The sequence below is a fragment of the Chromobacterium sp. W521 genome (assembly GCF_052805975.1).
Window position 1 is genome coordinate 14,288 of the sequence record NZ_JBRBAF010000002.1, and the last position, 13,808, is coordinate 28,095.

The 13,808-nt window shown below is 64.1% G+C and carries 17 protein-coding genes; 9 read left to right on the forward strand and 8 right to left on the reverse strand.

The window, feature by feature from the left end:
* Positions 1–37: 37 nt before the first annotated feature.
* A complete protein-coding gene (gene dapC / locus ACUXV1_RS02480; protein WP_446014730.1) occupies positions 38–1,240 on the reverse strand; it encodes a succinyldiaminopimelate transaminase in 1,203 nt (400 codons plus the stop codon).
* A gap of 58 nt (positions 1,241–1,298) precedes the next feature.
* Between dapC and ACUXV1_RS02485 the strand changes: the two genes are divergently transcribed.
* Both ACUXV1_RS02485 and ACUXV1_RS02490 read left to right on the forward strand, forming a co-directional pair.
* The gene (locus tag ACUXV1_RS02485) at positions 1,299–2,213 is read left to right on the forward strand and encodes a DMT family transporter (protein ID WP_043636735.1); all 915 of its coding nucleotides are present in this window, start codon (positions 1,299–1,301) and stop codon (positions 2,211–2,213) included.
* Positions 2,210–2,785: a GNAT family N-acetyltransferase gene (locus tag ACUXV1_RS02490; RefSeq protein WP_043636738.1), complete on the forward strand. Its 576-nt coding sequence runs from the start codon at positions 2,210–2,212 to the stop codon at positions 2,783–2,785. Before ACUXV1_RS02485 ends, ACUXV1_RS02490 begins: the two co-directional genes overlap by 4 nt.
* A gap of 100 nt (positions 2,786–2,885) precedes the next feature.
* Here the strand turns inward: ACUXV1_RS02490 and ACUXV1_RS02495 are convergent, their stop codons facing one another.
* A complete protein-coding gene (locus tag ACUXV1_RS02495) occupies positions 2,886–3,107 on the reverse strand; it encodes a SlyX family protein (RefSeq protein WP_043636884.1) in 222 nt (73 codons plus the stop codon).
* A gap of 10 nt (positions 3,108–3,117) precedes the next feature.
* Entirely contained in the window at positions 3,118–4,431 is a 1,314-nt protein-coding gene (locus ACUXV1_RS02500; protein ID WP_043636740.1) for a Na+/H+ antiporter family protein, read from the reverse strand.
* Between the two features lie 335 nt (positions 4,432–4,766).
* Between ACUXV1_RS02500 and ACUXV1_RS02505 the strand changes: the two genes are divergently transcribed.
* Together ACUXV1_RS02505 and ACUXV1_RS02510 are read left to right on the forward strand one after the other, a co-directional pair.
* On the forward strand, positions 4,767–5,063 hold the full coding sequence (locus ACUXV1_RS02505) for a DUF2325 domain-containing protein (RefSeq protein ID WP_043636742.1): 297 nt from the start codon (positions 4,767–4,769) through the stop codon (positions 5,061–5,063).
* Complete coding sequence (locus tag ACUXV1_RS02510) at positions 5,060–5,215, forward strand: hypothetical protein (RefSeq protein WP_019101315.1); 156 nt, start codon at positions 5,060–5,062, stop codon at positions 5,213–5,215. The genes ACUXV1_RS02505 and ACUXV1_RS02510 overlap by 4 nt, the downstream gene beginning before the upstream one ends.
* Before the next feature lie 19 nt (positions 5,216–5,234).
* Here the strand turns inward: ACUXV1_RS02510 and rlmH are convergent, their stop codons facing one another.
* The 5 genes from rlmH to ACUXV1_RS02535 form a co-directional block, all read right to left on the reverse strand.
* Complete coding sequence (rlmH, locus tag ACUXV1_RS02515; RefSeq protein ID WP_019101316.1) at positions 5,235–5,705, reverse strand: 23S rRNA (pseudouridine(1915)-N(3))-methyltransferase RlmH; 471 nt, start codon at positions 5,703–5,705, stop codon at positions 5,235–5,237.
* Positions 5,706–5,923: 218 nt separating this feature from the next.
* Positions 5,924–6,292 (reverse strand): ribosome silencing factor, encoded by a 369-nt coding sequence (rsfS, locus tag ACUXV1_RS02520; RefSeq protein WP_019101317.1) that lies wholly within the window; start codon positions 6,290–6,292, stop codon positions 5,924–5,926.
* A gap of 177 nt (positions 6,293–6,469) precedes the next feature.
* Entirely contained in the window at positions 6,470–7,108 is a 639-nt protein-coding gene (gene nadD, locus ACUXV1_RS02525; protein WP_446014729.1) for a nicotinate-nucleotide adenylyltransferase, read from the reverse strand.
* Positions 7,109–7,112: 4 nt separating this feature from the next.
* Positions 7,113–7,691, reverse strand: coding sequence for a beta-class carbonic anhydrase (locus tag ACUXV1_RS02530; protein ID WP_043636746.1), 579 nt, complete (start codon positions 7,689–7,691; stop codon positions 7,113–7,115).
* A gap of 260 nt (positions 7,692–7,951) precedes the next feature.
* Positions 7,952–8,989, reverse strand: coding sequence for a DUF2804 domain-containing protein (locus ACUXV1_RS02535; RefSeq protein WP_446014728.1), 1,038 nt, complete (start codon positions 8,987–8,989; stop codon positions 7,952–7,954).
* A gap of 159 nt (positions 8,990–9,148) precedes the next feature.
* Between ACUXV1_RS02535 and ACUXV1_RS02540 the strand changes: the two genes are divergently transcribed.
* Genes ACUXV1_RS02540 through ACUXV1_RS02560 form a run of 5 tightly spaced genes read left to right on the forward strand, consistent with a single transcriptional unit; the run spans position 9,149 to position 13,540 of the window.
* Positions 9,149–9,466 (forward strand): ArsR/SmtB family transcription factor, encoded by a 318-nt coding sequence (locus tag ACUXV1_RS02540; protein WP_043636749.1) that lies wholly within the window; start codon positions 9,149–9,151, stop codon positions 9,464–9,466.
* On the forward strand, positions 9,463–9,894 hold the full coding sequence (locus ACUXV1_RS02545) for a YeeE/YedE family protein (RefSeq protein ID WP_446014727.1): 432 nt from the start codon (positions 9,463–9,465) through the stop codon (positions 9,892–9,894). Before ACUXV1_RS02540 ends, ACUXV1_RS02545 begins: the two co-directional genes overlap by 4 nt.
* Entirely contained in the window at positions 9,891–10,325 is a 435-nt protein-coding gene (locus ACUXV1_RS02550; RefSeq protein WP_232060448.1) for a DUF6691 family protein, read from the forward strand. Before ACUXV1_RS02545 ends, ACUXV1_RS02550 begins: the two co-directional genes overlap by 4 nt.
* Positions 10,322–12,046, forward strand: coding sequence for a SulP family inorganic anion transporter (locus ACUXV1_RS02555; protein WP_446014726.1), 1,725 nt, complete (start codon positions 10,322–10,324; stop codon positions 12,044–12,046). Before ACUXV1_RS02550 ends, ACUXV1_RS02555 begins: the two co-directional genes overlap by 4 nt.
* A gap of 57 nt (positions 12,047–12,103) precedes the next feature.
* Positions 12,104–13,540 (forward strand): M48 family metalloprotease, encoded by a 1,437-nt coding sequence (locus ACUXV1_RS02560; protein ID WP_446014724.1) that lies wholly within the window; start codon positions 12,104–12,106, stop codon positions 13,538–13,540.
* Positions 13,541–13,808 lie beyond the last annotated feature (268 nt).

A 13,808-nucleotide genomic window follows, 5' to 3' on the forward strand; every position in this document is an offset into this window, starting at 1 on the left:
CTTTCAAGCGGCCGCGCCGGTGGCGGGCCGCGTAGATTCAGGGGGTCTGGCGCTGTTTGCGTTCGGCGAAGGCGACGATGCGCTCGACGCCGGCCACGCACTCTTCCAGCGTGGCCACCAGCGCGACGCGGACATAGCCGGCGCCGGGGTTGACGCCGTGGGCCTCGCGCGCCAGGTAGCTGCCCGGCAGCACGGTGACGTGTTCTTCGGCGAACAGCGCCTTGGCGAAGTCTACATCATTCCCGTCCGGCACCTTGGCCCACAGGTAGAAGCTGGCGTCCGGGCGGCGCACCTCCAGCCCCATCGCCAGCCGCGGGGTGACCGCGTCGAACTTGGCGATGTATTGAGCCCGGTTGGACTCCACGTGATCCTCGTCGTTCCAGGCCGCCACGCTGGCCGCCTGTATCGCCAGGCTCATCGCGCTGCCGTGGTAGGTGCGGTAGAGCAGGAATTTCGCCAGGAGCGCCGCGTCGCCGGCGACGAAGCCGGAGCGCATGCCGGGGACGTTGGAGCGCTTGGACAGGCTGGTGAACATGACCAGCCGTTCAAAGCCGCGGCCCAGCTTGCGCGCCGCTTCCAGCCCTCCCAGCGGCGGGCGGCCGAAGTGGATTTCGGAATAGCACTCGTCGCTGGCGATGACGAAGCCGTAGCGATCCGACAACTGGAACAAGGTTTCCCAATCGGCCAGCGACATCACCGCGCCGGTGGGATTGCCCGGGCTGCACACGACCACCAGCTGGGTACGCCGCCACACTGTTTCCGGCACCTGGCTCCAGTCCGGCTGGAAGCGCTGTTCGGCCAGGCAGTTGACATAGTAGGGTTCGGCCCCGGCCAACAGTGCCGCGCCTTCGTAAATCTGGTAAAAAGGATTCGGGGATATCACTACCGGCGTCGGCTCAACGCTTGCGTCGATCACTGTCTGCACAAAAGCAAACAAGGCTTCACGGCTGCCGTTGACCGGCAGTATCTCGCTTTGCGCATCCAGGTTCAGATCGTAACGTCGCCGCATCCAGGCCGCGCAGGCCTGGCGCAGCGCTTCGCTGCCCAGCGTGGCCGGGTATTGCGACAAGCCGCCCAGATTGTCGATCAGCGCCTGTTCCACCAGCGCCGGCGTCGGGTGCTTGGGCTCGCCTATCGACAAGTTGATGTGCGCCTTGTCCGCGGGCGGCGTTGCGCCTGCGAGCAGCGCGCGCAGGCGTTGAAACGGGTAGGGCTGCAATTGGGCCAGGCGAGGGTTCACGGGTATCTCCAGAAAAGCGGGCGCAAGCAAACGAACAGCGAACATCTTAAGAACAGCAATGACACCTGTAAAACAAAAGTTTCTGGCCACCACCGGCATTCTGACCACTGCGCTGGTGTGGGGGCTGATGTGGTATCCGTTCCGTAGCCTCAATCAAAGCGGCGTCAGCGTGGCGATGACCTCGCTGGTGGTGTACCTGGTGGCGATCTCCTTGGGCGTGATCACCTTTTTCGACGTCTATCGCCGCCAGTTCCGGCTACAGCCGGTGTTGCTGGTGCTGACCGCGGTGTTCGGCTGGTGCAACTACAGCTATACCTGGGCGGTGTCCGAGGGGCAGGTGATGCGGGTCTTGCTCTTGTTCTACCTGTCGCCGCTGTGGACGGTATTCCTGTCGCGGCTGATCCTGAAGGAGCGTTTGACCCGCAGCGGCTGGCTGGTGGTGGCCTTGTCGCTGCTTGGTTGCTTCATCTTCATTTATCGGCCCGGCTTGTTCGCCGGCGAACTGCCGCTCAGCCATCGCTATGAATGGCTGGCTCTGTCCGGCGGCATGGCCTTTGCGCTGGGCAATGTGATCAGCCGAGGCGCCCAGTCCATCCCGGTGCCGGTCAAGTCGGCGTCGATCTGGTTTGGCGTGGCGTCCATCGGCGCGATCAAACTGGCGCTGGCCGGGCAGTTGGGCGGCATTCTGCAGATACCGCCGCAAAGTTGGCTGGTATTGGGCATTCTGGGCGTGACCCTGTTGTGCACCAGCGTGATATCGCAGCACGGGGTGTCCATCCTGCCGGCAACGCAGACGATGACGCTGATGCTGATGGAGCTGTTGTTCGCGGCGGCGTCGGCCTATCTGCTGGCCGGAGAGGCGATGACGCCGCGCGAATGGGCGGGCGGCGCCTTGATCGCCAGCGCCAGCTTGTTGTCTGGACGCATGACTAGAAAGCCGGGGACGGCGCAACTGAAACAGGAGACGGCATGATTACGATCCGACCGATGAACGACGGTGATTTCGAGCGTTTCTGGCCCGTGTTCCACGCGGTGGTGGCGGCTAGGGAGACCTATGCCTTCGATCCTGAGATGACGTGGGAGCAGGCGCGAGAGTTGTGGCTGCGGCTGCCCTTGCACACACTGGTGGCGGAGGAGGACGGTGCGCTGTTGGGCTCGTATTTCCTCAAGCCCAACGCCGCCGGCCCGGGCGGCCATGTCTGCAACTGCGGTTATATGGTGGCCGAGGAGGCGCGCGGCAAAGGCGTGGCGCGGCTGATGTGCGAGCATTCTCAGAAATTGGCGCGGGACAGCGGCTTTCTGGCGATGCAGTTCAATTCGGTCGTGGCCAGCAACGAAGTGGCGGTGGCTCTGTGGCGCAAGCTGGGTTTTGAGCCGGTGGGCCGTTTGCCGCGCGCTTATCGTCACGCGCGGCTGGGGCTGGTGGACTGTCTGGTCATGTACAAGTGGCTGGGAGACGCCGCGCCGGAGATGCCGGAGCCGGCGCCGTTGATTGGCCGCAAGAACATTGAGGCGACCGTGTCGCGGCGCAAGGCCGGCCGCTAGAACCTGTTCAAAGCCTGCTTCGCGTTGGCGGTACGGCGTTGAAACCGTTTTCGCCTTGTCTTGCTCGCGGATCGTAAACAGGTTCTAAACCGCCGTCGGTTCAATAATGCGGCGGAATCTCGTCGCGCAAGCTGAGGCCGGACGCGCTATCGTCCGGCTGAGCTTGGCGGAATTGCTGGTAGAGCAGGCGCATTTGCTGTTGCAGCAGTTCCATGTCTTTTTGCTGACGCGCCACGGTGGCGTTCAGCGCGTCCAATAGTTCGTCCTGGAAGGCGAGCTTCACTTCCATTTCGGCCAGGCGGGCATCGATTTGATCATCCATGCCGGCCATTCTACAACACCATCGCCGCAATCCAGCCGGCTGCCAGCACCGGCAGGTTGTAGTGCAGGAAGGTGGGCAGCACGGTGTCGCGGATATGGTCGTGCTGGCCGTCCACGTTCAGGCCTGAAGTCGGTCCCAGCGTGGAGTCCGAAGCCGGCGAGCCGGCATCGCCCAACGCGCCGGCGGTGCCGATGATGGCCACCGTGGCCAGCGGCGAGAAGCCCAAGTGCATGCACAGCGGAACATAGATGGCGGTGAGAATGGGCACGGTGGAAAAGGAAGAGCCTATGCCCAGGGTCACCACCAGGCCAACCAGCAGCATGGCGAAGGCGGCCACGCCCTGATTGCCGGCGAACAGGCCGGCGCTGGCGGTCACCAGCGCGCTTACCTGGCCGGTGGCCTTCAGCACCTCGGCGAAGCCTTGGGCGGTGATCATGGTGAAACCTATCATCGCCATCATCTTCATGCCTTCGTTGAACAGACCGTCCGCGTCCTTCCATTTCACCACGCCGGTGGCGAGGAATAGCAGAAAGCCCGCCAGCGCGCCCATGATCATCGAATCAGTGTACAGCTGCACCGCGAAGGCCAGCATGATCGCCAGCAAGGCGGTGGCCAGCGACTTGCGGCTGACCTTGGCGCGGGTGCGTTCGACGTTTTCTATCTTGCCCAGGGCGTACTGGCGCGGCTTGCGGTAGCTGACCAGCACTGCCCACAGCAGGCCGGCCACCATGCCCAGCGCCGGAATCGCCATCGCGTGCATCACATTGAGGCCGCGCACGTCCATGCCGGATTTGGCGATGTTGCCGAGCAGGATCTGCTTCAGAAAGATGTCGCCGAAGCCCACGGGAAACACCATGTAGGGCGTGACCAGGCCGAAGGTGATCACGCAGGCGACCAGGCGGCGGTCCAGATGCAGCCGCGCCATCACATAGAGCAGCGGCGGCACTAGCAAGGGAATGAAGGCGATGTGGATGGGCACCAGGTTCTGGCTGGCGACGCTGACCAGTGCCAGCAACAGGATCAGCGCCCATTTCAAGCGGCTCTGGCCGCTATCGCGCTCCAGCCGCTTGACCGCCAGATCCGCCATGGCGTGCGGCAGGCCGGATTTGGCGATGGCCAGCGCGAAGGCGCCCAGCAGGGCGTAGGACAAGGCTACCGAGGCGCCGCCGGTGATGCCGTTATTGAAGGCTTCCAGGGTGCGGGACAGGGACAGGCCGCCGCTGAGGCCGCCGATCAAGGCGCCGAGCAGCAGGCTGATGACGACGTGGGTGCGCAACAGCGCCAGCCCGAGCATGACGATGACGGCCAGAAGAACTGCGTTCATTTGTATATACAGATCAATAGGTTGGGCGGGAGGTGCCGAGGGCGCGGAGCGTAGCGGGTTTCGGTTTTTCTGTCGATAGTCTTGCTTGAAACTAAGGACGGGGCGACAGGGTTGGGCGCCGGCCGCCGCTGTAACGAGAGAGTCTTGCTTTGCGCCGAAATTTCAAAGACTTGCCGGTTTATCGCCCAAGGAAGATGCGTGGCAGGGGCGTTGCGGCATTTATATACTTTTTGGAAATAAAAAACTAATTTTATATATCTTTACTGCGCTATTACGCCAGCTTAGAGTGGGGCATGTCAAGGCGCGTCCCGCGCCGCGCTGAGAGGAGGTGGCCGATGAACGCCCTGTTGATAGGCGCGGACAGCCTGGGGAACATTCCGGCGGTTCTGCAAAGCTATGATATCCGGATCGCTCGCCATATTTGCGGGCGCAACGTCGCGCATCAGCGCAAGGCGCCGTTGCCGGGCAAGCCGGATCTATTGATCCTGCTCACCGATTTTCTGGGGCACAATGTGATGCGCAATTACCGGGACAGCGCTTACGCGCTGGGCATCCCGGTGGTGGCCTGCCGACGTTCCGCCACCGCGGTTGAGCGGCGTTTGCAACATGAGGGCTGGAGGAAGCTGTCATGATTTTCTCAGGCAATGAAAACTGGCTGGCCAGCTTGGCGCGCGCAGAGGACTCTGCGCTGCCTTTGCGCGACGATACGGTGACGGTGGAGTGGGCCGGGCTAACGCCGCCGCCCTTGCCGCCGACGGCGGCGCAACCGTCGCAGCCGGCTTGATCCGGCTGTGAGCCGGTTCTTATTCGCGGTGGTAGGGGTGGTTGTTGAGAATGGAGTAGGCGCGATATATCTGCTCGGCCAGCATCACCCGCACCATCCCGTGCGGCAGCGTCATCGCCGATAGTTGCAGCAGCACGTCGGCGCGCTGCTTCAATTCCGCCGCCAGGCCGTCGGCGCCGCCGATGATGAAGGCCACGTCGTCGCCGCCGGCCATCCATTCCTTCAGGCCTTCGGCCAACCGCACCGATGTCCAGTTCTTGCCGCGCTCGTCCATCACCACCAGCCTTGCGCGCGGAGGAATGGCGGCGAGCAAGCGTTCGTGCTCGGCGGCGATGCCTTTTTCGGCGGTCACGCCGCCGCCCCGTTTCTCCGGTTTGATTTCCTTCAGTTCCAGCGTGATGTCGCGGCCAAAGCGCTTGGCGTAATCGCCGTAAGCCTCGTCGACCCAACGCGGCATCTTGGTGCCGACGGCGAGAATAGTGATTTTCATCGTGAGTGAGCCAGGGGAGTAAACGCAAACGGGGACTTGCGTCCCCGTTTCGATGAGCGGCTTGGAACCTGTTTACGATCTGCCACGCGTCGGCGGTACGGCGTTGAAACCGCCCTCGAAATGTTCATGTACCACTTGACCATTCCGCTTTCTCAGCCGTTTTCACCTTGTCTCGCTCTTGCTCGCGAGATCGTAAACACGTTCTTAGCGCAGCCGGATCAGGTGGCCGACCACGGACGGCCGCCGGCCGGCAGGAAGCTGGGCTTCTGGCCGCCCCACAACGCTTCGATGTCGTAGTAGTCGCGCACGGCGGGCAGCATCACGTGCACGACCACGTCGCCGGCGTCCACCAGCACCCATTCGCCGCTTTCATGGCCTTCGCTGCCGACGATGTCCACGCCGGCTTCCTTCAGCTTGACGTGCACGCTGTTGGCCAGCGCCTTGACCTGGCGGTTGGAGTCGCCGGTGGCCACGATCATGCATTGGAACAGCGAGGTCAGCTTGCTGGTGTCCAGTTCGATGATGTCCTTGCCCTTGACGTCTTCCAGGGCTTCGATCGCCAGCTTGGCAATGTCTTGCACTTCCATAATGTCCTTTTCCTATGCGGGGTTCGCGTTGACCGGGGCCGGCGCGAAGCTGCCGCAAAATGACGGGCGGGGCCGGCGCGCGAAGCGCGGCCGGCAGGCCTGCCGTATTGCTTTATTAAAGTGAATCGCAGCCGGCCGTCTGCTGACGGCCTGGCGGAAAGTGGCCGGACACGGCGGCTACACTGTCTGGTATAGCCGGTGTTGGCGGATATAGGCCAGCACCGCGGGCGGCAGCACATCGTCCACCGCGTCGCCGCGCGCCAGGCGCTGGCGGATGTCGGTGGCCGCGATGTCCACCGGCGGCAAGGCCAAGGGGCGGATTGTACCGGATGCGGTTCGATTTGAAAAATCAGAGACTTGCCGGGCGCGCCACAAGGCTTGCACCGGCGTGGACAGCCCGGCCGGATCGAAGCCGGGGCGCAGGGCCACGGCCAGGTTGGCGAAACGCAACAGTTCGTCCCAGCGCTTCCAGGTGTGCAGCGTGGCAAGCGAGTCGCCGCCGATCAAAAACCATAGTTCGGCGTTCGGACCCAGTTCGGCGCGCAGCTCTTCCAGCGTGTCTATGGTGTAGGCGGCTCCGGGGCGACGCACTTCGCGCTCGTCCACCGTCAGTCTCGGGTGGTTCGCCACCGCCAGCTCTGTCATGGCGAGGCGCTGCGCCGGCGCGGCGCACGGCCCCTGACTGCGATGATAAGGCCGGCCGGCCGGAATCAGCCGGACCTGGTCCAGCGCCAGCTCCGCGGCGAAGGCGTCGGCCATGCGCAGATGGGCGTTGTGGATGGGATCGAAGGTGCCGCCGAACAGGCCCAGGCGCACAGGTTTACTCCTGCGCGTCGTCGTTCTGGTAGCCGTCGACGATGACTTCCAGCCGGCCGGTGGATGGGTGGATCACCATGCCGTGCACCGGTACGTCCTTCGGCATCAAGGGATGGTTGCGGATGGTCTGCACGGTGTGACGCACGCTGTCGGACACGTTGTCGAAGCCTTTCAGCCAACCGTCCAGGTCAATGCCGGCCGCGCGCAGCGTGGCGATGGTGTCTTCCGATACGCCGCGTTCCAGCGCGTGGTCCAGCACGCGCTGCGGGTCGACCGCGCGCATGCCGCAGTCGCGGTGGGCGACCACGCAAATCTCGTCGGCGCGCAGTTCGTACACCGCCATGATCAGGCTGCGCATCACCGATCCCCACGGATGGGTGATCAGCGCGCCGGCGTTCTTGATCAGCTTGGCGTCGCCGTTCTTCAGGCCCATGGCCTTGGGCAGCAGTTCCACCATCCGCGCGTCCATACAGGCCAGGATGGCGAGACCCTTGCCGGGAAACTTGTCGGTCTTGAATTGCTCGTATTCGCGGTTTTCCACGAACTGGCGATTGTGTTCGAGCAGAGCGCTTAATCTATTCATGATGGCAATCTTCTACTGAGAGTCTGTTCATGAGCGTTCTGGAGCACGGACGCAAAAGGATCATGGACAGGCTCTGAAGGTTTGTTTGGTTTGGCGGTTTAGAGAGAATACTCGGTTGCGGGCGCATCCTACCACTGTTGTTCCAGCTGGTCTTGTGTTTTTGCAAACTAGGGATTTCCCTGGTTACGGCAGAGAATTGCGATGAACTCCAGTTAATGGCGGCGAAAGGCGGTAGGCGTGCCGCATCGAGCGGGCTACGCTCACCAACGCGACAGATGGTCCTCGGTCACGCCCAGCAAGTCGCTTACCACATGGACGGCGCCGCTGTCCGGATCCTGGATCTGGCCGTTGAAGCGGCCGATGGGCTGCACATAGCGGCTGGCGGCGATCAGCAGGTTCTTGTCTTCGCGCCGCGCGCCCTCCGGGGCGAAGTTCAGGTCCAGCAAGCCGTTGTCGCTGCGTATGCGCCAGCCTTGCAGCGGGTCGTCCGGTTGGAAGTCGAAGTTTACGGGTCCCAGCCGGATCAGCTTGCCTCGCAACCAGGCGGCGTTCTCGGTGTCGCCCATATAGCCTTGCTGCAGATTGAAACCCAGTTCCAGAGAATGCGCACTGGCCCAGCGCCAGCGGGTTTCCCGCGCCAGCAAGCCGTTGGAGTAGTCCAGCGACGCTACCGCGCCGTCCAGGGAATAGCGCCGGTCTTGGCAGTCGGCGAAGCCGCTGATTCTGAGGCCGCCGCTTTTATGGGTGGAATGGGCCAGCCAGTTGGCCGGCGCAATCACCGCCAGCACCGGCGGCATGTCGGCCAATTGGATATGCGCGGCCACTTTCAACTGAGGGGAGTCCACCGCCAGCTCCAGCCGTTCGCCGTCGCGGCGAAAACTCAGGCGGCAGCGGCCGGCCTGGAAGGCGGCGTCGCCGAAGGCGCGGTCTTCTATTTGCGTGGAGAAACCCGGCAGGCCGTTGGCGCTAGCGGCGGCGATGACCTCGCCGCTCTTGCGGTCGAACAGATAGGCGAAGGCGGTGCCGGTCCAGCCGACGTCGACGATGGCGACGCCGATGAAAAAGGCCGGATGGGCGATGGCCGCGTATTGCCAGCGTTTGTGGTGCAGCCGGCGTGTCAGCCGTTGATAGGGCGTGGTTTTCAGCGCGCGCCAGTCCAGCCGGTCAATGATGCCCTGATATACGCCGAAGGCGGGAATACCGCGTTCGTGCACCAGTTGCCTGGGGGCGGGCGGGAGTCGAGTCGAGGGCATGGCGTTGGATGGCCGGGCCGGCGCCGCGGCTGGAAATAGGTTCATGGCCTTGAGTCTACAACAGTTTTTCCCGGCGCGATGGTGACTGATAGGCCATGTGGCGACGCGTGGGCCGTGTGGCGCGGCGGTAACAGTTCGTTGATTTACATTATATTATAAAACATAATGTTTGCGACGCCGGATGCCGGCGGCGGGAGAACGAATATGGATTTGAACATGCTGCGCGCCAATGCCGGCCGCGCCGCCTTGTTGTTGAAGGGCCTGGCCAACGAGGACAGGCTGCTGTTGCTGTGCCAACTGGTGGACGGGGAAAAGTCGGTGTCGGAACTGGAGCGTTTGACCGGCATCCGACAGCCCTCCTTGTCGCAGCAGTTGGGTGTGTTGCGCAATGAAGGCCTGGTGGCGACCCGGCGCGAAGGCAAATGGGTTTATTACAGCGTGGCCAGCGCTGACGCCTTGGCTTTGCTGAACGCCTTGCACGCGCTGTTTTGCTCCGACCGGCCCGAGGGAGAGGCGCGATGACGGTGGATTGGGCGGCCTTCACGCCGTGGCCTGCTTTATTGGGCGGGGTATTGATCGGAGGGGCGGCAGGCTGGCTGGTCTTGCTGCATGGCCGCATCGCCGGCATCAGCGGCATGGTGGCCGGCCTGTTGGATGGGCGTGCGGACTGGCGCGCGCGGCTGGTTTTTCTCTTGGGCTTGATGGCGGCGCCGGCCTTGTGGCGTCTGGGCGTTGGGGAATGGCCCGCGGTCAGGGTGGAAGCCGGCGGCGTGCGCTTGTTGGTTGCCGGCTTGTTGGTGGGCATCGGCGCGCGCTTAGGCTCCGGCTGCACCAGCGGCCACGGCGTTTGCGGTCTGGCGCGGCAGTCGCCTCGTTCGCTGGCGGCGACGGCGGCTTTCATGCTTGCCGGTTTCGTTACGGCGGCGGTGCTCGGACATTGGGGTGCATGAAGATGACGGCGGAGTGGAAACGCTTATTGTCTATGGCGGGCGCGGGGCTGTTGTTCGGCCTGGGCTTGTTGTTGTCCGGCATGGGTAATCCAGCCAAGGTATTGGCTTTTCTGGATCTGGGCGGCGCCTGGGATCCCAGCTTGGCGCTGGTGATGGCCGGAGCCGTCGCCATGGCCTGGCCGGCGTTCCGTCTGGCCGAGCGCCGCCCGCGCGCCTTGCTGGGCGAGCCGACGCAATTGCCGGCCAAGACGCCGCTGACGCGCCGCTTAATCGGCGGCAGCCTCTTGTTTGGCGTTGGTTGGGGATTGGCCGGCATCTGTCCGGGACCGGCCTTGCTGTTGGGCGGCATGGCGTTGCCGCAGAGCGCTTGGTTTTTGCCGGCGATGGCGGCCGGCCTGTGGCTGGCCGGACGATGGGAGCGGCGCGGATGAGGTTTGGGCTGCCGGATTGGCTGCGCGGCTATCGGCGCGCCTATTTGCCGGGGGACTTGGGCGCGGGCCTGGTGGTGACCTTGTTGCTGGCGCCGCAAGGTCTGGCTTACGCGCTGGTGGCCGGCTTGCCGGCGCAGGCGGGCCTGTACGCCAGCATCGCCCCCTTGCTGATTTACGCATTGGCCGGGCGCAGCCACGCGCAGTCGGTGGGGCCGATGGCGATGACTTCCTTATTGGTGGCGGCTACGCTGACGCGGTTGGCCGAACCGGGCTCGGGCGATTATCTGGCGCTGGCCATCGGTCTGGCGCTGTTGTCCGGGGCGATGTTGGCGGCGCTTGGCCTGCTGCGGCTGGGTTTTATCGCCGATCTATTGTCCGAGCCGGTGCTGGCGGCCTTCACTTCGGCGTCGGCCTTGCTGATTGTGCTGTCGCAATTGGGCCCCTTGCTGGGCGTGCAGGCCGGCGGCGCATCCTTGCCGCAACTGTTGGCCGGGCTGTGGAAGGCGGTGGACGGGCTTAACCCGTTGGCGCTGCTGTTTGGCGCTGCGGCGCTGGCCATGCTGTTGTTGGCGCGTTGGTTGGGTGAGCCGTTGTTGCGCCGCTGCGGCCTGGGCGGGCCGGCGCGGCAGCTTTGGCTGCGTTTGGCGCCGCTGCTGGCGGTGTTGTTGGGCATGGCGCTGGTGGCAGGCCTGGGTCTGCGGTCCGCCTTGCCGGTGGTGGGCGAGATTCCGCCGGGTCTGCCGGCCCCGACTTGGCCGGGTTTGAGTTTGGATCAGTGGTCGCAGTTGGCGCTGCCGGCCTTTTTCATCGCTTTGATCAATTACGTGCAGAGCCTGGCGGTGGCCCAGGCGCTGGCGCAGCGCCGCGGAGATGAAGTGGATCCGGACCGGGAGCTGCTGGCGCTGGGTCTGTGCAATATCGGCGCCGGGCTGTCCGGCGGTTTTCCGGTCACCGGCGGACTCACGCGTTCCATGGTCAACGCGGAGGCCGGCGCCCAGACTCAACTGGCCTCGGTGGTGGCCGCCCTGGGCATCATGCTCTTGGCCAGCTTCGCCGCCGGCGCGCTGGCCATGCTGCCGCTGGCGGTGCTGGCGGCGATGATCATCGCATCGGTCAGCGCCATGATACGTTTCGACAGCCTGAGGCTGGCCTGGCGAATCGACCGCGCCGACGCGGCGGCCTTCGCGCTGACTTTCATTCTGGTGCTGTGGCTGGGAGTGGACTCCGGCATTGTCGCCGGCGTGCTGATGTCGCTGGCCGCCATGTTGTGGCGCAGCAGCCGGCCGCATATCGCCGAGCTGGGCCGGCTGCCGGGCAGCCATCATTTTCGCAACCGGCTGCGCTTTGCCGTCGAGAGCCTGCCCGGCGCGCTGTTTTTGCGCGTGGACGAGAGCCTGTTTTTCGGCAACGCCCGCCAGGTGCGGGGCGAGGTGTTGCGTCGGCTGGCCGCCCAGGCGGGGGCGACACGGCTGGTGTTGATCATGAGCGCGGTCAATCGCGTGGATACCAGCGCCTTGCTGATGCTGGCGCGGCTGGACGCCGAGCTGGCGGCGCGCGGCGTGACGCTGCATCTGGCCGAGATCAAGGGGCCGGTGACGCAGCGCATGGAGAGCGGCGGCCTGCTGGCCGGCTTTGCCGGCCGCGTGCATTTGAGCGCGCAAGCGGCCTGGGAAGCGCTGGCCGCGCCGCGGCGGGGAGGCGGGGAAGCTCATACTCTTTGACAGTTGATGTTGCGTCGCCTCATGCAACTTGGGGCGGATCATGGCTATCATAGCCGGATGACCAAACAGACCTTGCTGGCCGGCGTGCTGGCGCTGAGCTTGTTGCACCCGTCCGTCAGTTATGCCGATTTGCCCGATCTGGGCGAGGTGTCGGACGCCTCGCTAACGCTGGCGGATGAAAGCCGCATTGGCCGGCAGGCCTGGCGCGCGATGTTGGAGGCGGGAGACATCGTCGACGATCAGGAAGTCAACGATTACCTCAACGACATCGGCGGCCGGCTCTCCAGCGGCGTCAAGCTGCCCGGCGTCAGTTTCACCTATTTCTGTGTCAACGACAGCGGCATCAACGCCTTCGCCATGCCCGGCGGCTATATCGGCATCAATATCGGCCTGTTGCTGGCGACCCAGAGCGAAGGCGAACTCGCCTCGGTGCTGGGGCATGAAACCGCCCACGTCGCCCAGCGCCACATTGCGCGGATGAAGGCGGCCAGCAGCGCCACCAGCCCCTTGCTATTGTTGGGCACCATCATCGCCGCGGCGCTGGCGGCCAAGGCCGGCAGCGGCCAGGGCGCGATGGGCGTGGTTTCCGCCGGCATGGGCCTGTCGATTTCCAATCAGCTGGCGTTTTCGCGAGATTTCGAACGCGAAGCCGACCGTGTCGGCATGCAGTATATGAGCCAGGCCGGTTTCGACGTGCGCAGCATGCCGGCCTTTTTCCAGCGGCTGCAGCAGAACGAGCGTTACAGCGACAACGCGGCGCTGGCCTTTCTGCGAACCCACCCGGTGACGCTGGAGCGCATCAGCGAAGCGGAAAACCGCGCCTTGGATTACCCGGTGAAGATGCGCGCGGACAGCATTGACTACCTGCTGGTGCGGGAGAAGCTGCGCGCCGCGACGCTGACGCCGGACGAGGGGCTGCGCCACTACGAGGCGTCGTTGGACCGCGGCCTGTATCTGAACGAGGGCGCGCAGTGGTATGGCTTGGCTCAGGTCAAGCTGCGCCAGCGCGATATCGCCGGCGCGCGTCAGGCGCTGGCCAAGGCGCGGACCAAGCTGCCGGATCACCCGATGCTGAGGGGGCTGGAGGTAGCGATAGAGCGCGAACGCAAGGACTGGCCCGCCGCCCGCAACGCCGTGCGCGCCGCTTTGGCCCGTTTCCCGCAGAGCTTGTCGCTGCAACTGCTGGACATCGACGTCGCCGTCGCCAGCGGGGACAGCCAGGGGGCGCTGAGTCTGATCAAGACTCAGTTGAGCCGTCATCCGGACAACGCGGGCCTGTATCGGCGCCAGGCCAGTTTGTACGCCGACCGCGATCCGTTGCGTTATCACGCGGCGCTGGGCAACGCCTTCTATTATGAACAGCGTTACCAGCCGGCGATGGAGCAATTCCAACTGGCCAGCAAGGCCAAGGGAGGCGACTTTTACCTGCGCTCCTCAATCGAAGCGCGCATCCGCGAACTGGATAGGCTGGTCAGGGACGAGAGGAAGAAGTAAGCGCGCAACTGAAACGAATGTTTCAATTTACGACAGAAAATCGCAAAAAAACAACATGGTGCGGCGCAATAACCGCTGTTTTACGCCCCTAAACAAGCGTTAGTACGCTTGACCTATTCCTTTGTGAAAGCGGGAAGACGTACACTTGCTCAAGACACGGCGCTCATTTTCGTAAATGAACATTTTTATTTGCGATTGCGTTCGTTTATAATCTGAAGCTAATAAATTGGTTCGAATCCGAGCCAATTGCAATAACGCGGGGCCGCGC